This is a genomic window from Enterovibrio paralichthyis, from assembly GCF_019209835.1.
In the GTDB taxonomy this organism is placed as follows: domain Bacteria; phylum Pseudomonadota; class Gammaproteobacteria; order Enterobacterales; family Vibrionaceae; genus Enterovibrio; species Enterovibrio paralichthyis.
Genome location: NZ_JAHUTS010000006.1, coordinates 1 through 24,606 on the forward strand (window position 1 = coordinate 1; position 24,606 = coordinate 24,606).

Sequence of the window (24,606 nt, forward strand, 5' to 3'; positions counted from 1 at the left end):
TCGCGAGGGTAAGGGCTGTGGTCAATTGCAAAATAAAAGGCTCTAAGTATGGGGACTTAGAGCCTTTATAAGCCATCTGTTGGATCGTTCAACCGATCATTTATCTCTTAACTGATCGGCATTAGGGCGATCGCCCTGCTTTTGTTAGTTTTGCTTTTCCTGCCACACAGCAAGGCTTTGCTCGACACGCTTTTTCACATCACGCCATTTCTGGGCGCTTTGCAGTTCACGCAGCGTTAGCGTGTGCTTCTTCGTCAGTGAAGCAGCCTGGGGCACGTCGATGATCGGCAAGTTGTCTAAGGCTTCAATCGAGGATTGACGGTTATTGCACATCAGCAACATGTCACAGCCCGCCGCCAATGCCTGCTTGCAACGCTCGGCAGGGCCACCCATCACGGTCGCCCCTTCCATGCTCAGGTCATCTGAAAACACGATTCCCTTAAAGCCCAATTGGTCACGCAGCACGGTCTTCAGCCAGAACGGTGAACCGCTGGCTGGCAGATCATCATAGTGAGGATAAATCACGTGCGCTGGCATCATGGCATCCAACACATCCGCCTGAATCTGTGCCGTGAAGATCGCCATGTCCTGCTCGAAGATATTGTCACGTTCGTCTTTCGGGCTTTCGAAATGGGAATCAGCAATCACTGCGCCATGGCCAGGGAAATGCTTACCAGTGGTCGCCATGCCTGCCTGTTTCATACCAGCCATAAAAGCCGTAGAGAAGCGGATAACAGTGTCGTTGTTGTCACCGAATGCACGACTGCCAATGGCCTTGCAATCAAAGCCACGGTCGAGAACCGGTGCGAAACTCAGGTCAATATCATGCGCCATCAGTTCAGCGGCCATCAACCAGCCCGCATCCTGTGCCAGCGCTTCCCCATTTTCCATCTGAGCATAAGACTGTGCAGGCGGAATAATTGTGAAATGCTCACGGAAGCGCTGAACCCGTCCACCTTCCTGGTCAACGCCAATCAGGATCGGACGTTTGGCCGCTTTGCGGATTGATTCTGTCAATGCCGTCAGTTGTCGGCTATCGTGGTAATTGCGGGCAAACAAAATCAAGCCGCCAACAGACGGGTGCGCCAGCAACTCACGCTCTTCGGCGTCCAGTTCGCATCCCTCAACATCAAGCCACAGTGGGCCCATGGTTCGCTCCTATTAAATATGCAGATCCGGCCTACATAGTACGCGCTGACGCACACTCTAGAAAGTCTGAAGCACGAAATTTAATGCCCGCTTTTCTATTCCTGTGAGAGACTTACAGCCAGTAGCAACAGACAACCAAGGCAGTTTTCGCTATGTATATCGGTATTATGTCCGGCACCAGCCTGGACGGGATTGATATGGTCGCCGCCACGTTTGGTGACCACGGCGCAACCATTCACCATCAGGCGATGTATTCCTTTCCGTCTGAGCTGAAGGAAAAGCTGATTGCCCTGAGTCAGGGTGAACCCATCACCCTTGACGAAATCGGCACCATCGACCATTTTCTTGGCAAAACCTACGCAGAGGCCGTAAACCGCTTTTTGGGTGAACATAACCTGAGCCCCGAAGCTGTCACTGCCATAGGCTGCCATGGCCAAACAGTCTTCCATAAACCCAGCGGTCCAATGCCGTTCACCATGCAGCTCGGTGATGCCAATATCATTGCGGCACTGACGGGGATCACGACCGTGGCGGATTTCCGCCGAAAGGACATGGCGCTCGGTGGTCAGGGCGCGCCGCTGGTGCCTGCTTTTCACCGTTTTCTTTTCGGCACCGAGGGTAACACCAAGGTTGTGCTGAATATTGGCGGCATTGCCAATATCTCCGTTCTGGAAACCGGCAAGCCGGTGCTGGGCTTCGACACTGGCCCTGGCAATATGCTGATGGACAGTTGGGTGTCAGAGCATTGCGGTGAACCGTATGACAAAGACGGCCAATGGGCAGCGTCGGGAACCGTCAACCCAGCCCTTCTGGCACAAATGCTGGCGGAGCCCTATTTCTCTCAGCCCGCACCGAAAAGCACCGGACGGGAACTGTTCCACCGTGGATGGCTGGATCAACAATTGGCGACATTTGGCCTTCCCCTTGCTGGGCAGGATGTTCAGGCAACTTTGCTTGCCCTGACTGCCATGTCGATTGCCAACGATGTGAAAAAGTACTCAGCGGGAGAACTTCTCGTCTGTGGCGGTGGGGCTCAGAACTCGGCGTTGATGGAAGCGCTGAAGCAGGCATTGCCGGGTTGGACTGTGATGACAACCGATGACAAAGGCGTCGACGGTGATTCCCTTGAAGCGCTGGCGTTTGCCTGGCTGGCAAAACAAGCATTGGAAGGGAAGCCGGGCAACCTTCCGGAAGTCACCGGGGCATCGCGCCTGTGTCGCTTGGGCGCAATCTATTACCCCGATTAAGGTCGTTTGGGTATATCAGCCCGTATTGGCACCGAACTGCCGTGGACGTTTTACCGGCGCTGGCATCTGGTTGCAGGTACGTTTCAGATAGAGCACATACTGACTGAAACTCAGCGGACGGGAATAGTGATACCCCTGCGCAATATCAACACCGTACCGCTTCAGCAATGAGGCGGTTTCTAGATCTTCCACCCCTTCAGCTACCACCATTAAGCCCAGCGATTTCGCCATTTCTGTGGTTGCCCGGACAATGTTCTGCTTTCTGGGGTTGCAGGTTACCGCCATGATAAAGGTGCGGTCGATCTTCAGCTCGGTAAACGGTAATTGCGACAGATAAGTCAGCGAGGAATAGCCTGTTCCGTAGTCATCTATCGAGACTTCAATGTCATGTCCTGACAAGGTTTCAATCACCTGATGAAGCCGTTCATAATCAGACACCAGCGCCGACTCGGTCAGCTCCAGTGACAGAAGCCCGGTAGGCACGCGATACTGCTCCGCCACCTCCGCAATGCGTTCAACAAAGTTGGGAATAGTAATGTCACAGGCACTGATATTCAGCGACAAGCGGCGGCTGTACCCCATTTCGATCAGTTTACTTTGCTGATAGAAAGCACGTTTTATCACCCACAGGGTCAAGTCATTGATCAGGCCAACCTGCTCCGCCAGTTTGACAAACACCTCAGGTGATACATTGCCAAAACGCGGATGCTCCCAACGCAACAGCACTTCCGAACCGTGGATATTTCCGGTTCTGAGATCAATCTGGGGCTGATGGTAAAGCTCGAGTTCATCGCGCTCAATGGCGCGCTTCAAATCAGTCACCAGCGACATGTTGAGGGTCTGGTTGAAGTTGTTCAGTGAGTCATAGGCATTGATGCGTTTTTCACTGATTGACGTTTCTACCACCGCCTGCATCGCTTTGTTCAGGATGGAGTCAGTGTGGCTGCCATCTTTAGGAAACTGGCTTGACCCTATGGTGCCCTGGATGCGGAAACTCAGGCTGTTGATATCAACAAAGCTGTCTATCTCATCCAGCACCGAATTCAGCAGCAGGGAAATTTTCGTTTCGTTGGATGAGAGCACAATAAACCCAAAGTGCCCCTCTTTGATGTTAGCGATACGGTGCTGCACACCTTTGTTTACCTCCAACACCATCACACTGTCACTGTCGAGAGCGCTGTCCAGGCGCTCGCAGACCTGTCTGATAAAGTACTGTTTTTCTTCCAGTGACATGTAAGGTGCCAAGGCGCGGAACCTGTCGATCTGGAAGCAACAAAAGCTAAAAGGTTTGTTGGATCGAATCAGTGAATCCATCACCACTGAAAGTACATTCGCATTGGGCGTTGACGACAGGTTGTCATGGGTCAGTTCATAGACGATCGTCTCTCGCTGCTGGCGGAAACGCTCCGCCAGAGCGAGTGCCATTAACAGCACTGACGTTACCGTGCCAATCAGAAATGCGTAGCGGGAAAGCAGGGTGTATTCCAAATGACCGGTTAAAAGCAGGGGCGGGAATATGCCCGCAATGACCAGCGGCAACCAGGAAAATGAGAACATCCAACTCCACTTTTGGGCGACTTTCCAACGCTTCCAAACCAAAACAGCGATAAGGGAATAGAACACAGGCTGTGTGGTCAGCAGGAATATTGCGCCTACGTGCTCAGGCACTACCAAAGTAATCATCATTAAGCCTGACAGCACCATCATCGAGTAAATCACCACTTGCCGCAGCATGGTGTTCATCTGGTGAACACGCAAATAAAGGTGGGCATAGAGTAATGCCAGAAGGAAAAGGCCAAAGGTGAGGCTAATGGTGTTGTTGCTGAAAAAGATCTGCACTGGCTCAGGGAAAATATAAATCCCAAACCCGTGAACAGCCCCCAGCAAAATGAAAGAGGTTAAAACGTAGCAACCATAGACAAGGTAAACGCGCTCTTTCAGGGATACATACACCGCGAACGTATAAGTCGCGACAAGCAGCATTACCGCCACAAATCCACCCCACACCGCATGCAGCAATTGAGTCAGGGAATGGTACTCATGCCGGTCCATCAACCAGATAGGCATGGCGGGATAACCAGCAGAAAACACCTGCATGTACACGGTTGCCTTCTCAAATCCGTCAAGCATGAAGCTGACCGCAGGTGGCATATCACCGATTTTATAGCCCCGCTCGACGCTGTCTCCCAGCACCCAATGCTTCTCCTCTACCCCATTGCCGTTGAAATGATAGATATTGAGGCGGTCGATCATTGGGGTATCAAAGTAGAGTGATAGATGACGATGTTTGGACTCTAGGTTGGTCACATTGAGTTTGACCCAGTAAGATTTTTTTCCCAGCTCCCAGGGGATATCGTTTGGGTTGTCTATGTGCCGGAAAATGGCGGACTCACGGACGTATTTAAGGATGTGGCTGTTACTTGAGTCGATAAAGTAACCATAATCGACTTCCAGATAATCTGGGTGATGGCCAAATGAAGGAAACAGACCGGCGAAACGGGTACCGGTGAAGGCCATCAACGCCAAAACCAGAAGCGTCGCCGAGAACCACATCTTCTTACTCGGCGCAAAGAGATGGAATCTCATCGCATCACCCGGAAGCAAACAACACGCATTAGGACAACATCTAAACCGTTCGAGTAATGATTCATATACCAGCCAACCGTCACGAAAAAGTTAGGAGTAGTGCCGTTCACGAGGAACACGCTCATCCTTTTTATTTTTTATATCCACATGTTTCAAAATAGATACAGATGACTACTTTTTCAAACACCACCTCGTATTGCTTTACAATTTTTATAGGCATTGAACCTGTGATTCTTCGAAAAAGTGACCGCGCCTGAGTAATGAGGCCATGCTCACATGTGAACAAATGAATTTAACCCGCACATTTGTTCACGGTATGAAATATGCGTAAACTGTCCGCCATCACTTTGCGGCAGGATACCTTCATGACCATTACCCGTACGTTAAGCAGCAACTTTGAAAGTCTGCTCGACGACACCAACCTTCTCACTGAAATTGCCATTCTCTATTACCAGCAAAACACGACACAGGAAGAGATTTCCAAAAAGTTCGGCATTAGCCGGGCCAAAGTCAGCCGCCTGCTGCGCCGCGCCCGCGAAGAAGGGATCGTGGAAATCACCGTAAAATTCCACCCCGTCCACAGTGCACAGCTAGAGCAGCGTTTGATGGAGCGCTTCAACCTAAAACGCGCGCTGATAGCCCTCGACCAGCCCAGTGCTCAAGAGCAGCGTATCCAGGTAGCCACCTTGGTTTCATCCTTTTTGGATGGCAACTTGCAAGACGGCATGGTGGTGGCTGTTGGTCAGGGCCAGAACGTGGCAGCAGTGGCTGACCACCCCGGCATTGTTTCCCATCGCAATGCCCGCTTTGTTTGCGCAATTGGTGGCACGCACCGCAGCGGTGACATCATCAACGCAGACCACATCTGTCGCCGCCTGGCGAAAAAGTTCGGCGGCAGCAGTGAAACCCTGTACGCACCGGCGTATGTGGACACCCCGCAAATCCGCGATGTGTTCCTTAGCCACCCGAACATTAATGAAACCCTGAACCAGGCACGCAAAGCAGAATTTGCATTGGTCGGTATCGGTGACATGGATGAAAACAGCCACATGGTAAAACTGGGCTGCTTCTCTGCCCGAGAATTTGTGGAAGCGCGTGTGAACGACGGCATTGTGGGTGACATTGGCGGTTTCGACTTCTTTAAACTGGATGGAAGCCGCGCCAACACACTGATGCGTGACCGTGTTGTAGGCCTTGAAATGACGGATCTGACGCGGATTCCAAACGTTATCGCCATGGCCAGTGAAAGCCGTAAGGCATTGTCCATTTTAGGTGCCCTGAAAACCGGTACGATTGATGTACTGGCAACTAGCGCAAGTTGCGCCATGGCACTGCTCAACATGGTGGACAATAACGCGTAATCGCGACAAAGATTCGCCCGCAAACCGACTACACTTCAACAGAAACAGTAAATAGCAAACATTTGTGTGAGATCGCGGTGAGATTTATCGGATCCTTCCGTTGACTTTAGCGCTCAAAAACACAAATATGACCCTATCATTTGCTCAGCACCGTTGCATTTGTTCATCGCGTTTCATTACCCCGATACAAAATGCAGGCAAATGCTTCATGCTGAGCCCCTACGGCTTCCCAAAAGCCAGAGTGAAACGTCAATAAAAGGTTTAGAAGATGAGCACGAAACTGGAACAACTACGCAAGCTCACTACCGTGGTCGCTGACACGGGTGATATCGATGCGATCGCCAAATACCAGCCACAAGACGCAACTACCAACCCTTCACTGATTCTTAAAGCTGCCGAAATCCCACAATATGCTCCGCTGATCGAAGAAGCGATTGCTTACGCGAAAGCAAAAAGCAACGACACTGAACAGCAAGTGGCAGATGCAGGTGACCGTCTGGCAGTGAACATCGGTAAAGAGATCCTGAAAGTAATCCCTGGTCGCATTTCTACAGAAGTTGATGCGCGCCTGTCTTACGATTTCGAAGGCAGCGTAGCGAAAGCACGTAAGCTGATCAGCATGTATAACGAAGCGGGCATCAGCAACGACCGTATCCTGATCAAACTGGCATCAACCTGGGAAGGTATCCGCGCTGCAGAAGTGCTGGAAAAAGAAGGCATCAACTGTAACCTGACCCTGCTATTCTCTTTCGCACAGGCGCGTGCGTGTGCAGAAGCTGGCGTTTACCTGATCTCTCCTTTCGTTGGCCGCATCATGGACTGGTACAAAGCGAAAGAAGGCCGTGACTTTGCACCGGCTGAAGACCCAGGCGTACTGTCAGTAACCACCATCTACAACTACTACAAAGAACACGGTTACGACACCGTGGTGATGGGTGCAAGCTTCCGTAACACGGGCGAGATTCTGGAACTGGCAGGTTGTGACCGCCTGACCATCAGCCCGCAACTGCTGCAAGAGCTGTCAGAAGCGACTGGCGAAGTGGTTCAGAAGCTGAATGATGACGTTGAAGTGAAAGAGCGCCCAGCGCCAATGAACCACGCTGAGTTCCTGTGGGAGCACAATATGGACCCAATGGCGGTTGAAAAACTGGCTGAAGGTATCCGTAATTTCGCGGTTGATCAGGGCAAGCTGGAAGTCATGATCCGCGAAAAACTGTAACCTCGCAAAACACAATTACAGAGAGCGGCTATTGCCGCTCTCTTATTTCCTATATTATTCCGCTGATTGATATCAGGTCTGAACACACTTTTAACAAGGTAAGCCTAAGATGGAACGTAAAACTCTTGCCAATGCTATCCGTGCACTCAGCATGGACGGTGTACAACAAGCTAACTCTGGTCACCCAGGTGCCCCAATGGGCATGGCGGACATCGCCGAAGTGCTGTGGCGCGACCATATGAACCACAACCCGCAGAACCCTGCGTGGGCAGACCGCGACCGCTTCGTGCTGTCTAACGGTCACGGCTCTATGCTGATTTACTCCCTGCTGCACCTGACCGGTTACGATCTGTCTATCGACGATCTGAAAAACTTCCGTCAGCTGCACTCTAAAACCCCGGGTCACCCTGAGTACGGCTATGCGCCAGGCGTAGAGACCACGACCGGTCCTCTGGGTCAGGGCATCACCAACGCAGTGGGTATGGCGATTGCGGAAAAAGCACTGGCTGCACAGTTCAACCGCGACGGCCACGACATCGTTGACCACAACACTTACGTGTTCCTGGGCGACGGCTGTCTGATGGAAGGCATCTCCCACGAAGCATGTTCACTGGCAGGTACCCTGGGTCTGGGCAAACTGATCGCATTCTGGGATGACAACGGCATCTCTATCGACGGTCACGTTGAAGGCTGGTTCACCGACGACACGCCGAAGCGTTTCGAATCTTACGGCTGGCACGTTATCCCGGCAGTAGACGGTCACGATGCAGACGCTATCAACGCAGCGATTGAAGCAGCGAAAGCAGAAACAGGCCGTCCTACCCTGATTTGTACCAAAACCATCATCGGTTTCGGCTCACCAAACAAAGCGGGCTCACACGACTGTCACGGCGCACCACTGGGCGCAGACGAAATCAAAGCAGCGCGTGAATTCCTGGGTTGGGAACACCCTGCATTTGAAATCCCTGCGGACGTTTACGGCGCATGGGATGCCAAGGCTGCGGGTGCTGAAAAAGAAGCCGCGTGGAACGAGAAACTGGCTGCGTACGAAGCTGCACACCCAGAGCTGGCTGCAGAATTCAAACGTCGCGTAAACGGCGAGCTGCCAGCTGAGTGGGAAGAGAAAGCGAACCAAATCATCGCTGATCTGCAAGCCAACCCAGCGAACATTGCGTCACGTAAAGCATCACAAAACGCGCTGGAAGCGTTCGGTAAGATGCTGCCTGAATTCATGGGTGGCTCAGCTGACCTGGCACCTTCAAACCTGACCATGTGGTCTGGCTCAAAAGCCCTGACCGGTGAAGATGCATCTGGCAACTACATCCACTACGGTGTGCGCGAGTTCGGTATGACCGCGATCATCAACGGTATCGCGCTGCACGGTGGTTTCGTACCCTACGGCGCAACCTTCCTGATGTTCATGGAATACGCGCGTAACGCCATGCGTATGGCTGCGCTGATGAAAGTGCAGAACATCCAGGTTTACACTCACGACTCTATCGGTCTGGGTGAAGATGGCCCGACCCACCAGCCGGTTGAGCAAATCGCGTCATTGCGCCTGACGCCAAACATGAGCACATGGCGTCCATGTGACCAGGTTGAATCCGCAGTCGCGTGGAAACTGGCGATTGAGCGCAAAGACGGCCCAACGTCGCTGATCTTCTCGCGTCAGAACCTGGCACAGCAAGAACGTACTGCTGAGCAAGTGGCTGACATCGCCAAGGGTGGTTACATCCTGAAAGATTGCGCAGGCAAGCCAGAGCTTATCCTGATCGCCACCGGTTCAGAAGTTGAACTGGCGGTAGAAGCAGCAGCACAACTGACTGCAGAAGGTAAAGCGGTTCGCGTGGTGTCTATCCCATCGACTGACACCTTCGACAAGCAAGATGCCGCTTACCGTGAAGCGGTTCTGCCATCAGACGTGACAGCACGTATCGCTATCGAAGCGGGCATTGCGGACTTCTGGTACAAGTATGTAGGCTTTGACGGCCGCATCATCGGCATGACCACCTTTGGTGAATCAGCGCCTGCTGACCAGCTGTTCGACATGTTCGGCTTCACCACTGAAAACGTGGTTGAGACTGCGAAAGAACTGCTGGCGTAAGCCAAACAGCTTCAAATACAAAACCCGCCATCCGGCGGGTTTTCTTTTTATTTATCAATAAGTCAGAGACACTTGTACCTGGGGCTAATTCCAGATGTTGTGGCTGAAGATATGGCGCGGATCATAGCCGTATCGGTTGGAACCCCGTGTGCCGCAAAGCAGGGTGAGCAGGCAAAACAGGATAGGTCCGGCAACAGGAACTGCCAAAACCAATGACCACCAGCCAGACTTGTTGATGTCGTGCAGGCGACGAATAGTCACAGCAATGCTGGGCAACAGGGTTAACCCAATCCAGACCAAGGTGATATTGAAGTCAGAAAGCTGGAAATGACTGCTTATTCGGGCATGGTAATCAATGTAAAAACAAACCGATAAAACCAGAAGCTGGGTGACATGAAAGCCCAGATATTCCCGTCTTCTCGCCCGGCCAACAAAAGTTGCATAATTCCAAAACGCTGCAAACAACCACTTCATCCTGACATCCTTATTACTACGTTGGTCAACCGCCCAAATGAACATACCCAAACGACCTGAATGCGCACATTTTCAGGTCGTTTGGGTATAACGCAACACGCTAACAAAAGCCCAGCAGCACATTGTTAACTCAGAACACAGAACGAATTGTTTCACTCTAAATTACATGGTTATTATTAACTTTGAGGCGGGTTTATCATTTCCAAATCAGCGGGGATTTTCCGGCTTAATCAGGGTGGAATGAATAGAAAAAGCCTCAAGCAAGTTTTTATAACGATGAAAAACTTGCGCCTCTCCCTCAAATTCCACGGTCAGCGTGCCCTCTTCTGCCGCCTCAATGCTGCCTTTCACTGGCGCATCCACCATGATCAATCCTTCCGGTGCAGCATCGATAAATTGCTCCCACCGCGCGTTATAAAAAGGGCTGAGTTCAATCCAGATATCCAGCCCATCAGCATTGTCCAGCACACCGTTCTCCCCCAGCGCAAGAGCAGACACATCTTCCGGTGCGGGAAGCACCGAGAGCAACACGGTACATCGCTGCGCAATAGAAGCCGGATCGTGACCATGACGGGCACCGGATTTAACCAGTCTAGCCATCGCTTCGGCTGAAGGATCCCACACATAAAGATGGCAACCATGATCGCGACACCACGCCATCAAGTTCCCCGCGATAGGTTCACCTAACTGTCCCAAACCGATAAAACCAATATTCATCGTCTGCTCCTGTCCTTGAGCGCCCCGCTGATTAGCAAGATTGACGCAGCGAACCAGTATGGAAGGGTTTGGCAAAGGTTAGCTGTCACGAAGCACCACGCCATAATCGATTTACGACATGTCTATTGTTGGTAACAGTCGGTGTAAAAGGAGGGCATATAAGAGAAGGAATACACAGGCACCGTTGCAGTGCCTGTATAAGGATTAGCCGCTGAACGTGCCGCTGTTATCACTGTCAGCATTGCCTTTCGGATCAGGGCCAAAGCGGTTGCTGCCTTTCGTGCCTTCAAATGCTTGCAGGATAAGCAGCGCAATCACCCCAAAAGGTAAAATGCCCAGCAACGCCCACCAGCCGGTTCTGTCAGTGTCATGCAGACGGCGGACTGTCACCGCAAGCGTAGGGAGAAAAATGGCCGCTGCGTAAACCATGCCTACCGTACCCATACCGTATTCCGGATTGAAAGTACCCAACTGGCGGTCAACAAATGCCAGTGCCATGGTCACCAGCATGTTAATCAACAAAAAGGTCCAATATTCTTTACGTCGTGCACGTCCTTTAAACGTCGCATACTGCTTGAGTACACCGATATACCAATTCATGGTTTCTCTCCAGTTTTCGTGGGTCCAAACGGGAAACCCAATTAATTCGCGCCCATTCTATACAAAAAATCCCCAATAATGCGCGCTTTCAGAGGATCAAAGCAGCACTGCGCCTTGTCAGATAACCAACATTTCCCACCACGGATGTTGCACGCCGGTTGATTAAATGCGTAACTGTCTGTCCACTCTACATAGAAAAACCGATTGCAGGGAATGACTGAAAAAACAAGGAACATAGCGAGTATCGCTTGGTTACCCATTCTGCTCGCGGTGATTGCGACCATGAGTTGGGCAGGCAACATTACGCTGTCGAAAATGGTGAATGCGACCATCCCTCCTATTGGGCTTGCATTCTGGCGCTGGACAGTCGCCTCCCTGGTGCTCGCGCCCTTTGTGATCCGTCCTATGCGTCGGCAATGGCCGCTGTTCAAGCGGCACATCAAGTTGGTTTTGCTGCTGGCACTTTTCGGTGTGGCCGGATACAACACCCTTGTTTATATCGCGCTGGAAAATACGCTCTCAACCAACGTGGTGATCCTGCAATCTTCATCACCCCTGATGATACTGCTGGTGCAGTTCCTGCTTTTCCGGCACACCACCACCTATCGTCAGGCGCTGGCTATCTGTGTGTCTGCCATTGGCGTGCTGCTGATCATCACCAAAGGCCAGTTGGTGACAGATTTCTCCCTTGGCAACAGTGAAATGATCGCCCTGTTTGCCATTCTGGTCTGGGCAACCTATTCCGTGCTGGTGCAAAAGCTGCCTGCAGATTTAAAAGGGTTACCCATGCTGGGTTACACCGTGTTTATTGGCAACCTAATGTTGTTGCCTTTCTATTTGGGCGAATCCCTGCTGTTTGAAACCATGCCCATCAGCAAAGAGAGCATCGCCATCTCCCTCTACACCGGTATTTTTGCCTCTGGCATTGCCTTTTTTTGCTGGAACGCAGCAGTGCAACGCATGGGTGCAGCCACTACAGGGCAGTTTATGCACCTGATCCCGGTGTTCGGGCTGATTTTTTCCATGCTGCTTCTTGGAGAGAAACTGCTGCAGTATCACTACCTGGGGATTGCTTTTATCGTTGCCGGTATCGTCATCGCCAATATCAAACCGGCGGTTAAAGCGGATTCCGCCCCACAAAACCGATACTAGGGTCTGTTGACCTTTGGCGATGATTTTTGCAGCAGTTTGCGGGGGCTTTATACAAGGCAGAGGCTTTGATGTGTAGCTGGCCTACATGAGAAGCCGATAACGCAGGAGAAAGTCCCCGCAAACGCTGCCCGAAGGGTTCTGCCCTAAGCGTTTTATGCTTTGTTGAGGTGTATTTGCTTAGAATGCTAGGCGGCACACACCTCGCCGCGCCTAAAACGCTTATGGCTAGAACAAAATTTAACCGCCAAAGATCAACAGACCCTAGGAACCCCCTGCAACTTCAGACCACTTGGGTATAATGGCGCGTGAACAGGATAGGAACACGATACACATGCTGCACATTTCCCAAACAGTGGTCATCCCGGATGAAGAAATCGAGCTTTCGTACATCCGTGCGCAAGGCGCAGGGGGACAAAACGTCAATAAAGTCTCGTCGGCAGTCCATCTCCGGTTTGATATTCACGCCTCTTCCCTGCCAGAGTTTTACAAAGAGCGTTTGCTGGCACTGAAAGATAGCCGGCTGACCAAAGATGGCGTTATCGTCATTAAGGCGCAGCAATTCAGGACGCAGGAGAAAAACCGCGAGGATGCGCTGCTTCGTCTGCAGGAGATGATCAAAAGCGTCGCAAAGGTTCAGAAAGCCAGAAGAGCAACCAAGCCCACCAAGTCGTCACAAAGAAAGCGTGTTGATACCAAAACCCAGCGGGGCAAGACCAAATCGCTGCGCGGGAAGGTGCAATTCTAGACAACAAAAAGGGCGGATAACCGCCCTATTAAGCGCTAAGCCACGTTGCTCACTTAAAACCCAGCTTCCTGAAAACCATGGCTGCCGGGCAAAATCCGGTAAACGCACTCTGGATCAGGTTAAAGCCAACGAAAGCTGTCAGCCAGATAAACTGCGGGTTTACCCACACAGTCAGCGCCAGCGAAACCAGCACCATTATGCCTGCAAAAACCCGGACTGCTCCATCCAGCGACATTCCCACTTTTTCATCGTTCAGTTCTACTTGTGCCATCACCCACCTCCTTTGGATATCTGACATCACTATAGAACCTTGAATAAGTAAAAGCTAATTTAATGCCTACTAATTATGCGAATGCTAAAGTAATCGAAAATCACATTACTCTGTACCCCCTGCGGACGAAGCTTGTGTGAACCCAGCTGATGGTGTGCAATCAGTGAACCATCAACAAGGAGAGTGTGCCGTGACAAAAACGCAATTTGGAGAATTTCCGCTTTCACAAACACAGGCGATCGTATGGAACGATATGGATGCGCTGCAGCATATCAACAATACTGTCTATTTCCGTTATTTCGAGGATGTCAGGGTGGTCATGCTTGATGAGCTGAGAGTGTTTGCCCATATGCAAGAAAGCGGTGTTGGCCCCGTCGTTGCCTCGACACGCTGCGATTACCGCTCTCCCCTTGTTTATCCGGATACCATCACGACGGTTTCCTGGGTCGAGGACATCCGGGAAAAGCGCTATACCATGAAATATAAAATCTTCAGTCACCAACAGGAAAAATGCGTCGCCGAAGGTGAGGCGCTGGTTGTTTACTGCGATTTCAGCACCGGAAAAAGCTGTCCCATTCCTTCAGTCACACACGAAGGCTTGCAACAGTACGTGATGACGCCATGAGCCTTGAACCGAATACCATTGATATATTGCGCCTTGAGAACTTGAAATCCGGATTTGAATCCTGCCGAGAACTGACGATCTCTGCGTCGCTGGAGCCGGGACAGCATCTGGCCATATATGGCCCTTCCGGTTGCGGAAAAAGCAGCCTGCTCAAAGTGATTGCCGGTTTGATGCCTGCAAAGACCGGCACCATGGAGTGGCAAGGTAAATCGGTTTCCCAAGCCGAATTGGGGTGGTGGCGCAACCAGATCAACTACCTGCCACAGGATCCTGTCATGGGGGGAGAAACCCTTCTGGATGTCTTGTTGCTCCCGTGGCAACTCAAAGCATGTACCGCCCCGGCACCCAGTGAGCAGGCTTGCAAGGAAGCCATCTCCGCACTTGGAATCACCCACTCCCTGTCAGAGGATCCCAAATCGCTCTCCGGTGGTGAGCGGCAGCGTCTGGCGCTGGCACGTGCTTCTTTGCTTCCCCGTCCTATCTGGCTGATGGACGAACCGACTTCCGCTTTGGATAAAAACAGCCGTGACCAGCTGACCGATTTCCTCGCCCAAAGGGAGATCATCCGCATTTCAGTTTCACACGATCCTGTCTGGTACGACGCTGCCGAGTTCAAATTCGATATGGGAGCCGAGAATGAGTGATGCCCTGCATTTGAGTAACAGCGCCCTTGCTGCTTTTTATCTGGTGTTCCTCATCCCCCTGCTGCTTTTCCAGCGTTGGAGGCTGGGGTTAAGCAAGACACTGATCACCGCCTTTACCCGCATGACGCTGCAACTGGCGATTGTTGGCCTGTACCTGCAAACCCTGTTCAACCTGAACAGCTTCTGGCTGAACACCGCCTGGTTAATGGTCATGGTTTTGATGGCGGCTTGGACCATCTGCAAACAGACGGGCACCCAGTGGCAACGCACGATGCCTGCCGTATTGACCGGCCAATTGATTGCGATTGGCTTTATGTTGCCGGTATTAATGCTGGGGGTCATACAAACATCACCTTGGTGGGAAGCGCGGTATCTCATCCCGGTAGCAGGTATGTTGCTCGGTAATACCCTCTCAGCCAATGTGCTGGCTATCGACCGATTGCAATCGAGCCTGAAACAACGGCATGCAGAGTATGAATACTATGTCGCGCTGGGTGCGCCAAAGCCCTGCACACCTTTTGTAAAAGAAGCGTTTGCTGCCGCCTTAAGGCCACCTATGGCAGCAATGAGTACGCTGGGCATCGTCAGTTTACCGGGCATGATGACAGGGCAAATCCTGGGCGGAACGGAGCCGTTGCTGGCGGTGAAATACCAACTGGTGATCATGATTGCCATATTTATCTCAGTCGTGCTGTCCACCGCCGTCAGCCTGTCGATGATAGGCAAACATATCTCCGACCCTTATGGACGCCTCACCCTCTGAACCCTCAGAGGGTTTCCAAATCCCGGCCGGATGTTTCAATGCGCCAGTACCAGGTAAATGCTGCGCCGGTCAGGGATGTAAACACCAAAATCAATAACAGGGCTTTCAAGCCAAGGTAAGCCAATACGACCGGGAAGATCAGCGCGGTCAGCGCAGCCCCTGCCTTGGCAAAAGAAGCTGCAAATCCCGCCCCCTTCCCGCGCATTTCCACCGGAAACACTTCCCCGGCAATCAGGTAAGTCTGGGCATTGGGCCCCATGGAGTTCATAAAGTTAAACAGCATAAGGCCAGAAAACAGCATCAGCCACTGACTGTCACCCTGCGCGGATACCGCCATTGCGGAAATCAACAGCCCCGCCGCACAGCCGATAAATCCCACGATCTGTAACCGCATTCTTCCCTGCCTGTCGGCGAGAAAAACAGCCGCAATCACCCCCAGCAATAAAAACAGATCCAGCACTGCGGTGCCTTTGGCGGCCATCACATCATCGGCAATGATTGCGGCAACGGTATGATGGTCTGTGCGGGTATAACCGAACACACTGGCCAACACCGTCGGAGTGAAAATGCCAATGCCGTAAGTTGCCAGATCCTGTAAAAACCAGGGAACAGACGCAAGCAGGGTTGCCCTTCGGTTTTCGGCAGAAAACAGCAGTAGGTATCCATCCCAAAAACCGCCTTTGGAAGCCACTGTCCCGGTTTCACTTTCCTTGCGCGCTTTCAGGTGGATGGTTGGCGGGTAGGCAGGTGTGCGTTTCAATAAGCGAGAAAGCGCCGCTTCGGCTTCATCCTGACGCTTTTCCTCCATCAACCAATGCGGACTTTCGGGAATAAAAAAGCGCCCTATCAACACAGCAACAGCAGGAATGATCACAATGGCATACATCCAGCGCCAGGCGTACGCAGAGCTGTCGAACGAAAGAATGGCAATCCCAACTGACATCCCGGCTATCGCCCCAACTGCCTGAAAGCCAAAAGCACTTAACACCAATTTACCGCGGTTCTTGCTGGGTATACTTTCAGACAACATCAAATGGGCTGTGGGGTAATCGCACCCCAGCGCGAATCCAACACCGAACATACAAAGCAACAGGATTGTTAACGAGCTGCTCACCACCAGCGCACAGAGAAACAGCACCAACAGCAGCATTTCAGCAATAAATAGCTTTTTACGCCCGAAACGATCCGACAACCCGCCGAGCAGGCTGGCACCCACCAGAATTCCGATCAGGGTAGACGCCCCGACATAGCCTTTTTCCAGCGACGACAACTGGAAATCCACGGCCATCAAGGGCAGCGCCACGCCCGTCATAAACACCACCATCCCTTCAAAGAACTTGCCTGCCGAGGCCAGCAGCCAGATACGCCACTGCATTTGGGTCATGGGAACATGGGGGGTTGGGGTGCCATCACGCCACACCGGCGCTTCATCAATATAACGCTGCACCGTGCGCGCTTTGTCGAGATGGTAGACCAGCTTGTTTTTGACTTTTCCGCTATCCGGATTCTGCGTCGTGCTCATCTCTGCGCCGTCTGATGCCTTGTCAAAGTGATGGAGGTAAGATCAGGTAAAGTCTAGAAGCGGACGCAGAATTCCTTATTCTCAAGGTTGCTTATTTTGGGAAACCGAAACAAAAACGCCCCCGACAAAGTCAGGGGCGTCACATTCATGGTTTGCCTGTTGTCGCTTACGACATTGACAACACCAGACCCGGCACCAAGATGAAAACCACACCCAAGTAAGCGACTACGGCCATTTTACTTTTCACTGCACACCCAGCCAGCATCTCCGCACATTTCACCGGCAGGTCACGCAAGAATGGCAAGCCGAATATCACCAGAATACCCGCAATGTTGAACAGCAAGTGAACCAGTGCAATTTGCAGTGCAAAGACAGCATTTGCACCGGTCACAGCGGTGGCTGCCAGCAGCGCAGTGATACAGGTACCGATATTGGCACCCAGGGTAAACGGATAAACCTGACGCACTGAGAGCACATTGGTACCGACCAGCGGCACAATCAGGCTGGTAGTGGTCGACGAGGACTGAACCAGAATAGTAACCAAAGTGCCGGAAGCAATACCGTGGATAGGACCGCGACCAATCGCACCGTTCAGGACTTCACGGGCTTTGCCTACCATCAGCTTTTTCATCAGCTTGCCCATAACGGTAATAGAGACGATGACCAGCGCAATACCGAACAGCACCAGTGCGATACCGCCCAATGAGCCCGGCAGGATGTCAAATACTGATTTCGCGCCATTTACCAAAGGCTTGGTCAGTGGTTTGATGAAGTTGAAGCTTTTCAGGCTGAGGTTATCCGCCTGCATCAGCGGTGATACCAGCCAGGCAGAAATCTTTGCCAGAAAGCCTGTCATTATTTCGAGAGGAAGGAAAATCACTACCGCGAAAAGGTTGAAGAAATCATGAACGGTAGCGGCAGTGAAAGCGCGGCGGAACTCATCTTTACAGCGGGCATGGCCAAGACTGACCAAGGTATTGGTGACCGTAGTTCCTACATTGGCACCCATGACCATGGGTATCGCCATCTCAACAGGCAAGCCACCGGCAACCAGACCAACGATAATGGATGTAACAGTACTTGAAGACTGGATAAGTGCTGTACCAATGATGCCTATCATCAGGCCCGCAACGGGGTTGGAAGCAAACTCGAACAACTCTTTGGCGTGGTCGCCTGCTGCCCATTTAAAGCCGCTGCCAATCATGGAGACGGAGACCAACAACAGATACAGCATGCCGATCAGTGTCACCCACTGTAGCGCGCGTTTTGGCGTATCGGACTGGCGTCCTTGTAGTGCATCAGACTGGATGCTCATAACTCACTTCCTGCTAGTAATGATTTCAGTTCGAAGCGGATACTATTAACGCAATGTGACAGTAATATTACTGAACGGTGCTTTATGACGTTTATTTGAACCCAATATGTACAGTTTATGACCGACAATTGATTTTCAGGCCTTCCTCCCCGCCCAAGCGAAAAACTGGCACGCCGTTAAGATACATAGAGTTATAAACAATCCCGCAATGTCGATCGTGGGGGTTGGGTCAAATCAAAAAATTCACAGAAAATGGCCAAAACAAGGCAAAAGAATCATCGCGAGGCAGCTCATGCCGATCGATTCAACAAGTGAAAAATTAATCGACAACTATGTCTCATAATTGATTCCATTCTTTGCCAGCTCTGTCCGAACCTCCCTATCCAGTTCCCTCCTCTTCCCACACAAGGTGCTGATTTTCAGCCGATCAACAATCCAAACTCCCATATGCGAGACACCTGCCTCATCAAGCCGCCAAGTGAAACACATAACGATTCATTTCGTATCGTTTTAGCTAAAAACTTGCAAAAACCACAATGTTAGTAAAATGATAAATATCGTATCGTTATTAACGATAGATTTACATTTTGCCCATTGGGGCACCTTACGACAGAGGTATTGAGTAATGAGAAGTAACTGGTTAAAAGGACAGAATAAAGTCACATCCGCACTGCTTGCCGGTGTGATTGCAGCCGTACTTTCAGCGCCGTCCATTGCTGAGGAAAAAATCCGCTGGAAAGTTCAGGCAGTCTTTGGCACCCACCTCCCTGCTCTGGGCGATCCGATCAAACTCGTCGCTGAGCAAATCGACCGTGCTACCGATGGCAATATCAAATTCAAGGTTTACGAGCCGGGCAAACTGGTACCGCCTTTCGGTATCACGGAAGCCATCAAAAACAAGCAGATCGACGCCGGCTATACCTGGCTGGGTTACGACCAGGGCAAAATTCCAGCGGCAGCACTCTTTGCCGCTGTCCCATTCGGCATGGAACCTTGGGAATACGCAACATGGTGGTATGAAGGTGAAGGTCAGAAACTGGCCGAGGATCTTTATGCAAAACACGGCGTTCACCCTGTGCTATGCAGCGTGATTGGCCCAGAGACAGCAGGCTGGTTCACCAAAGAAATCAATTCACTGGATGATTTTAAAGGGCTGAAAATCCGCTTTGCCGGTATCGGCGGTAAAGTGCTGCAAAAAGCCGGTGCTTCCGTCACCGTATTGCCCGGCGGTGAAATTTTCCCTGCACTTGAAAAAGGCGCTATCGATGCGTCTGAGTTCTCCATGCCAGCTATCGACAGCTTGATGGGCTTCGATAAAGTCGCCAAGAACAACTACTTCCCCGGTTGGCACCAAACCTTTACTGCCTCACACCTTGTGGTGAACAAAGATGTGTGGGATGCCCTCTCTGATTCAACCAAAGCCACCATCGACATGGCCTGCACAGCCGGCACGTTCCGCGCCCTTACCCGTGGAGAATCGCTACAAGGTGATGTAATGGCGAGCTTTCCAGCCAAAGGCGTAACCGCAAGAACGCTGAACCCTGAACTGCTGCAAGCACTGAACACCCTTTCTACCGAAGTGATGGATGAGATCGCCGCATCGGATCCGGATTTCAAACAAATCTACGAATCCCAGCAGCAATTCCGCGACAACTACAAAGAGTGGAAGCAGAAAGCTTACCTGCCACGCAACTTTGAATAATTTCCATCACCACTGAAAAAGGAAAACCCTGCTCCCCCGCCGGAAACGGCAGGGGATGCTTTCAGGGCTGGAGGCGCTATGCAAGACAAACTTCCCAACAATACCGTAACGCTGCCGGAAGAAGCAGCGACAGATACCTTGCCGGAAACACGCTTATCCCGCGCACTGGATACATGCCTGCTGCACCTTGGTAACGCCTTTTCCTGGGTGTGGGTAGTGCTGATGCTGGTGATCATCACCAATGTACTGATGCGTTACCTGCTCGGAGAAGGGCGGATCGAATTTGAAGAGTTGCAATGGCATTTATATGCCCTCGGCTGGTTGGTGGGGCTTTCCTACTGCATGGTCACAGACAGCCATGTGCGGGTAGATCTGTTACGCGACAAATTTTCACCCACCACCAAAGCCTGGATTGAAATGCTGGGGCTGATATTCCTGCTCCTCCCTTTTCTTGTGCTGGTGTGTTGGTACGGCCTGCCGTTTGTTCTCTATTCCTGGGAACTGGGTGAAGTCTCTGCCGCGCCCGGTGGCTTGCCATATCGCTGGTTTATGAAAGGTGCGCTGGTGTTTGCCTTTTTGCTGCTGGGGTTTGCCTGCCTTTCACGCCTCAGCCGTGTTTTCACCCTCCTATTTCTCTCACCAAGGCGAACAACTCAGGCTGCGGTGCACACCAGCTCTGGACACGGGGAGTAATGACCATGGAAATCAATGAAATCCTCGTGCTGATCATGTTCAGCCTGTTTATCTTCCTCTTGTTTACCGGGTTTCCCGTCGCTTGGGTGCTGTGTGGTATTTCCCTGATTTTTATTCCCGTCGCCATGCTGGCAGACGAATGGTTTGATGCCTTTATCGGGATCGACTGGAATTATGCGTCGCTCGTTGTTCCGCGGATGTGGGACATCATGACCAACTGGGTGTTGGTGGCTTTGCCCATGTTTATCTTTATGGGACTGATGCTCGACCGCTCCGGCACCGCAGAAGATCTGATGGGCAATCTGGTTCGCCTGTTTGGACGGGTACGTGGTGGACTTGCGGTAACGGTAACCTTTGTGGGTCTGCTGCTCGCAGCCTCCACAGGGATCATCGGTGCCTCCGTGGTTCTGCTGGCCGTACTCGGCATGCCAATGATGATGCGTGATGGCTACAGCAAAGAACTCGCCTGCGGGACTATTGCCTCAACCGGCACCCTTGGCATTCTGGTGCCGCCCAGCATCATGCTGGTAATGATGGGCGACCGGATTGGTGTTTCGGTCGGAGACCTGTTCCTTGGCGCGGTTTTCCCTGGCCTGATGCTCGCAGCCTTTTATGTGGCTTATATCCTGATCATCGGTTTCACACGTGCCGATATGGCACCGGTGTCTGACGATGCGGAACCTATCAGCATGCGGGTGATATTCAGTGCACTTCGCGCAGCCTTGCCAACGGCGGGACTGATCATCGCAGTGTTGGGCTCCATCTTTATGGGTATTGCCACACCGACGGAAGCCTCCGGAGTCGGTGCATTGGGCGCGACCTTGCTTGCAGCGATGCGCGGACGACTGACACTGGATGTACTGCGCTCAGTCGGCAGGGAAACCACCAAAACCACCGCCTTTATCTTTGCGCTAATTATCTGCGCGACAGCATTCTCCCTTGTCCTTCGCGGCCTGGGTGGCGATGAACTGATAGAAAAAGCCCTCACCAGCCTGCCATTTGGCCCTCACGGCATCGTGATTGCGATTCTGTTTGTCACCTTTATCCTCGGTTTTTTCCTCGACTGGATTGAGCTTACGCTCATCATCCTGCCGCTGGTCGCCCCGGTTGTCAGTGCCATGGGGTTTGATCTGGTGTGGTTCGCCGTGCTGTTTGCGGTCTGCCTGCAAACGTCCTTCCTGACTCCGCCGGTAGGCTTTGCCCTTTTCTATCTCAAAGGCGTGGTGCCGCCCGGGATCAACCTGTTCCACATCTACCGCGGTGTCGTGCCGTTTATTTTGTTGCAACTGCTGGGTCTGGCGCTCGTGTTCTGGATGCCTTCCATCGTCACCTGGTTGCCATCAACCGTGTACTCACCCTGACCTTAGGTTCAACACATTGATTTGCTTAATTTAAATAAGGAGCCCATATGTCACATTCAATTATCCTTCCCCGCCTGATGGAAATCGGCGACGGGGCAATCGTTAAACTCCCGGCCATGGTGCGCGCGCTGGGGTGCAGCCAGCCACTGATCATCACCGACAAAACCATGGTGGCGTTGGGTCAGGGGGAGCGGATTACGTCGCTGCTTGCAGAGGAAGGTTTCGCAACACAGATCTTCGATGACACCATTCCAGAACCGACAGATACCTCTATAGAGGCAGGCGTCAACGCTATCCGGTCAGGCAACTTTGATTGCCTGATTGCCCTGGGCGGCGGCAGCGTGATAGACAGTGCCAAAGCCATGGCTGTGCTGGCAGGTGCGGGTGGGAAAATGCGCGACTATTGCTTTCCGCGCATTGTCAGTGAACCGGTTATTCCCCTTATCGCGGTGCCGACAACCGCTGGAACAGGGTCTGAAGTTACCCGTTTTACCATCATTACCGATGCAAGGAACGATGAAAAAATGCTCTGCGTCGGCCCATCGTTTATGCCAACAGCAGCCCTGGTTGACCCGGAGCTGACCCACTCGCTGCCGACCCGAATGACTGCAGACACGGGCATTGATGCGCTCACCCACGCCATCGAGTCGTATGTCAGTCGTAAAGGTAACCCGTTCAGCGACTACAACGCCTTGGAGGCGATGCGTCTAATCGCACCGAACCTTCGCCGCGTTTGTAAAAATGGAGGAGATACCCATGCACGCGCTGACATGATGCTGGGTGCAACACTTGCCGGTATTGCCTTTTCAAACGCATCGGTGGCACTGGTGCATGGAATGAGCCGTCCCATTGGCGCCCTGTTCCACGTTCCGCACGGACTCTCAAACGCCATGTTGCTGCCATCCGTGACTGCATTTTCGATTCCCGCCGCTTCTGCACGCTATGCGGATTGCGCCCGCGCTATGGGCGTTGCGGACATCACCGACGGCGACCAGGATGCCTGCCAGAAACTGCTGGAAGAACTGCACGCCCTGAATGCTGATCTTGATGTCCCGACGCCGGAAGCATTCGGCATCGCAAAGGAGGCGTTTTTCAGTGCCATGCACACCATGGCAAACCAGGCGATGGCATCCGGCTCGCCGGGCAACAACCCGCGCATTCCCAGCATTGAAGAGATGATTGGCATCTACTCAGGTCTCTGGGAATAAATGGTAGAAATATGAGACAGATGGTGTGTGAATGTGAGCCAGCTATTACACGCACACCGTTATTCTCCGGTTTGAGGTGTCATTAACTTATACTCTGATTATCTGCCTTCAAGGCAGGTGTAACCTAAAAACACTGTTCAGGTACAGGGATGACAACAGAAAAACGAGAAAAAGCCTCCTCCATTGCCCGTGTGCTGGAAATCATTGAAGCCATTTCCTGCGCCGAGCGACCGCCCAGCCCGGCGGAACTTTCCCTCATGCTGGATATTCCCAAGCCGAGTATTCATCGTCTGCTGCAGCAACTGGAGCGGGACGGTTTTGTACAGACCAATATGCGTGGCAACCTGATCCCCGCCAAAAGGCTGCATGACATGGCGCTGGGCGTTTTGCACACCACCCATTTCAAGGCATTGCGTCAGGCCATTTTGCAAAAGCTGGCTGATGAAATTGGCGAGACATGCGGTATTTCGCTGCCAAATGGGATCGATATGATCTACTACGATCGCATACAGACCAACTGGCCATTACAGATCAACCTGCCGGTTGGCAGCAACACGCCCGTCTGGTGTACCGCCAGTGGAAAGCTGTATCTCAGCACCTTGACCAAACGCCGACGCCAGCGCCTGATCAATAACCTGACGCTGGAGCAATTGGCCAGAAACACCATTACCGACCCCATCTTGCTGGAGCGGGAACTCACTGGTATTGCTGAACGGGAACTGGGGGTTGATAACGAAGAGTTTATCGACGGCATGGTGGCGATCTCTGTCCCTATCTACAACGAGCAAGGACAACTCCACGCCTGCCTGTTTACCCACGCGCCGGTGCTGAGAACGTCTCTGGACGACTTGCTGCAATTCGAGCCACACCTTCGCCGTGCAGCCATGGAGCTGGAATCCCTGATGCGTGAAGGTTAAACCCTGTTGTTGAAGAATGCTGACGGTATTGGTTTCAAAGTATCTTGAAACCAATACTTTTGCGCCCTATCACCCGCCACTCCCTTTCATCTCAAACACCACCCTGCTCACTTCCCAGTGCGATATTTATCTCTTTAAATACAAATAGATAAGCCAAGAAACCGGGACATCCCCAGCGAGCAAAACGTTAATTTTCTTTTGTCTCAACAATGACTCACCTCAAAACTGGCA

At 52.0% G+C, this 24,606-nt stretch carries 22 protein-coding genes; 14 read left to right on the forward strand and 8 right to left on the reverse strand.

Annotated elements, in window-relative coordinates; all coding sequences use genetic code 11:
- Positions 1-144 precede the first annotated feature (144 nt).
- Positions 145-1,149: a beta-N-acetylhexosaminidase gene (gene nagZ, locus KU854_RS09020; RefSeq protein WP_218358150.1), complete on the reverse strand. Its 1,005-nt coding sequence runs from the start codon at positions 1,147-1,149 to the stop codon at positions 145-147.
- A gap of 152 nt (positions 1,150-1,301) precedes the next feature.
- On the opposite strand from nagZ, the gene KU854_RS09025 reads away from it, so the two are divergent.
- Positions 1,302-2,396, forward strand: a complete 1,095-nt coding sequence (locus tag KU854_RS09025; RefSeq protein WP_218358151.1) for an anhydro-N-acetylmuramic acid kinase — start codon at positions 1,302-1,304, stop codon at positions 2,394-2,396.
- 15 nt (positions 2,397-2,411) lie between these two features.
- Here the strand turns inward: KU854_RS09025 and KU854_RS09030 are convergent, their stop codons facing one another.
- Positions 2,412-4,982, reverse strand: coding sequence for an EAL domain-containing protein (locus tag KU854_RS09030; protein WP_218358153.1), 2,571 nt, complete (start codon positions 4,980-4,982; stop codon positions 2,412-2,414).
- 365 nt (positions 4,983-5,347) lie between these two features.
- On the opposite strand from KU854_RS09030, the gene KU854_RS09035 reads away from it, so the two are divergent.
- The 3 genes from KU854_RS09035 to tkt all read left to right on the forward strand — a co-directional run bounded on the left by KU854_RS09035 (position 5,348) and on the right by tkt (position 9,666).
- Positions 5,348-6,343 carry a sugar-binding transcriptional regulator gene (locus KU854_RS09035; RefSeq protein WP_218358454.1) on the forward strand — a complete coding sequence of 332 codons (996 nt, stop codon included), beginning with the start codon at positions 5,348-5,350 and terminating at the stop codon, positions 6,341-6,343.
- 268 nt (positions 6,344-6,611) lie between these two features.
- Positions 6,612-7,562: a transaldolase gene (gene tal, locus KU854_RS09040; RefSeq protein ID WP_054780120.1), complete on the forward strand. Its 951-nt coding sequence runs from the start codon at positions 6,612-6,614 to the stop codon at positions 7,560-7,562.
- Between the two features lie 109 nt (positions 7,563-7,671).
- Entirely contained in the window at positions 7,672-9,666 is a 1,995-nt protein-coding gene (tkt, locus tag KU854_RS09045; RefSeq protein WP_218358155.1) for a transketolase, read from the forward strand.
- Positions 9,667-9,750: 84 nt separating this feature from the next.
- Here the strand turns inward: tkt and KU854_RS09050 are convergent, their stop codons facing one another.
- The 3 genes from KU854_RS09050 to KU854_RS09060 all read right to left on the reverse strand — a co-directional run bounded on the left by KU854_RS09050 (position 9,751) and on the right by KU854_RS09060 (position 11,457).
- Positions 9,751-10,140 (reverse strand): DUF805 domain-containing protein, encoded by a 390-nt coding sequence (locus KU854_RS09050; RefSeq protein WP_218358157.1) that lies wholly within the window; start codon positions 10,138-10,140, stop codon positions 9,751-9,753.
- A 207-nt stretch (positions 10,141-10,347) separates the two neighbouring features.
- The gene (locus KU854_RS09055; protein ID WP_218358160.1) at positions 10,348-10,857 is read right to left on the reverse strand and encodes an NAD(P)-binding domain-containing protein; all 510 of its coding nucleotides are present in this window, start codon (positions 10,855-10,857) and stop codon (positions 10,348-10,350) included.
- A 204-nt stretch (positions 10,858-11,061) separates the two neighbouring features.
- Positions 11,062-11,457, reverse strand: a complete 396-nt coding sequence (locus KU854_RS09060; RefSeq protein WP_218358162.1) for a DUF805 domain-containing protein — start codon at positions 11,455-11,457, stop codon at positions 11,062-11,064.
- 213 nt (positions 11,458-11,670) lie between these two features.
- On the opposite strand from KU854_RS09060, the gene KU854_RS09065 reads away from it, so the two are divergent.
- Both KU854_RS09065 and arfB read left to right on the forward strand, forming a co-directional pair.
- Positions 11,671-12,609: a DMT family transporter gene (locus tag KU854_RS09065; protein WP_218358164.1), complete on the forward strand. Its 939-nt coding sequence runs from the start codon at positions 11,671-11,673 to the stop codon at positions 12,607-12,609.
- Positions 12,610-12,940: 331 nt separating this feature from the next.
- Positions 12,941-13,354: an alternative ribosome rescue aminoacyl-tRNA hydrolase ArfB gene (gene arfB, locus KU854_RS09070; protein WP_054779635.1), complete on the forward strand. Its 414-nt coding sequence runs from the start codon at positions 12,941-12,943 to the stop codon at positions 13,352-13,354.
- Positions 13,355-13,403: 49 nt separating this feature from the next.
- Here arfB and KU854_RS09075 read toward each other — a convergent pair whose 3' ends face one another.
- Positions 13,404-13,589: a YgaP family membrane protein gene (locus tag KU854_RS09075; RefSeq protein ID WP_218358455.1), complete on the reverse strand. Its 186-nt coding sequence runs from the start codon at positions 13,587-13,589 to the stop codon at positions 13,404-13,406.
- A 226-nt stretch (positions 13,590-13,815) separates the two neighbouring features.
- On the opposite strand from KU854_RS09075, the gene KU854_RS09080 reads away from it, so the two are divergent.
- The 3 genes from KU854_RS09080 to KU854_RS09090 are packed head-to-tail and all read left to right on the forward strand — an operon-like array spanning position 13,816 to position 15,657.
- Complete coding sequence (locus KU854_RS09080) at positions 13,816-14,250, forward strand: acyl-CoA thioesterase (protein WP_218358166.1); 435 nt, start codon at positions 13,816-13,818, stop codon at positions 14,248-14,250.
- Positions 14,247-14,894, forward strand: coding sequence for an ABC transporter ATP-binding protein (locus KU854_RS09085; protein WP_218358167.1), 648 nt, complete (start codon positions 14,247-14,249; stop codon positions 14,892-14,894). The genes KU854_RS09080 and KU854_RS09085 overlap by 4 nt, the downstream gene beginning before the upstream one ends.
- Positions 14,887-15,657: an ABC transporter permease gene (locus KU854_RS09090; protein ID WP_218358168.1), complete on the forward strand. Its 771-nt coding sequence runs from the start codon at positions 14,887-14,889 to the stop codon at positions 15,655-15,657. The genes KU854_RS09085 and KU854_RS09090 overlap by 8 nt, the downstream gene beginning before the upstream one ends.
- 4 nt (positions 15,658-15,661) lie before the next feature.
- Here KU854_RS09090 and KU854_RS09095 read toward each other — a convergent pair whose 3' ends face one another.
- Together KU854_RS09095 and KU854_RS09100 are read right to left on the reverse strand one after the other, a co-directional pair.
- The gene (locus KU854_RS09095; RefSeq protein WP_218358169.1) at positions 15,662-17,179 is read right to left on the reverse strand and encodes an MFS transporter; all 1,518 of its coding nucleotides are present in this window, start codon (positions 17,177-17,179) and stop codon (positions 15,662-15,664) included.
- 166 nt (positions 17,180-17,345) lie between these two features.
- The gene (locus KU854_RS09100; RefSeq protein WP_218358170.1) at positions 17,346-18,494 is read right to left on the reverse strand and encodes a Na/Pi symporter; all 1,149 of its coding nucleotides are present in this window, start codon (positions 18,492-18,494) and stop codon (positions 17,346-17,348) included.
- Between the two features lie 625 nt (positions 18,495-19,119).
- On the opposite strand from KU854_RS09100, the gene KU854_RS09105 reads away from it, so the two are divergent.
- The 5 genes from KU854_RS09105 to KU854_RS09125 all read left to right on the forward strand — a co-directional run bounded on the left by KU854_RS09105 (position 19,120) and on the right by KU854_RS09125 (position 24,375).
- On the forward strand, positions 19,120-20,196 hold the full coding sequence (locus KU854_RS09105) for a TRAP transporter substrate-binding protein (protein WP_218358171.1): 1,077 nt from the start codon (positions 19,120-19,122) through the stop codon (positions 20,194-20,196).
- Between the two features lie 78 nt (positions 20,197-20,274).
- Positions 20,275-20,889: a TRAP transporter small permease subunit gene (locus tag KU854_RS09110; protein ID WP_218358172.1), complete on the forward strand. Its 615-nt coding sequence runs from the start codon at positions 20,275-20,277 to the stop codon at positions 20,887-20,889.
- Between the two features lie 5 nt (positions 20,890-20,894).
- Complete coding sequence (locus tag KU854_RS09115) at positions 20,895-22,250, forward strand: TRAP transporter large permease (protein WP_218358174.1); 1,356 nt, start codon at positions 20,895-20,897, stop codon at positions 22,248-22,250.
- Between the two features lie 47 nt (positions 22,251-22,297).
- The gene (locus tag KU854_RS09120; protein ID WP_218358176.1) at positions 22,298-23,458 is read left to right on the forward strand and encodes an iron-containing alcohol dehydrogenase; all 1,161 of its coding nucleotides are present in this window, start codon (positions 22,298-22,300) and stop codon (positions 23,456-23,458) included.
- Between the two features lie 149 nt (positions 23,459-23,607).
- Positions 23,608-24,375: an IclR family transcriptional regulator gene (locus tag KU854_RS09125; RefSeq protein WP_054779629.1), complete on the forward strand. Its 768-nt coding sequence runs from the start codon at positions 23,608-23,610 to the stop codon at positions 24,373-24,375.
- Positions 24,376-24,606: the final 231 nt, after the last annotated feature.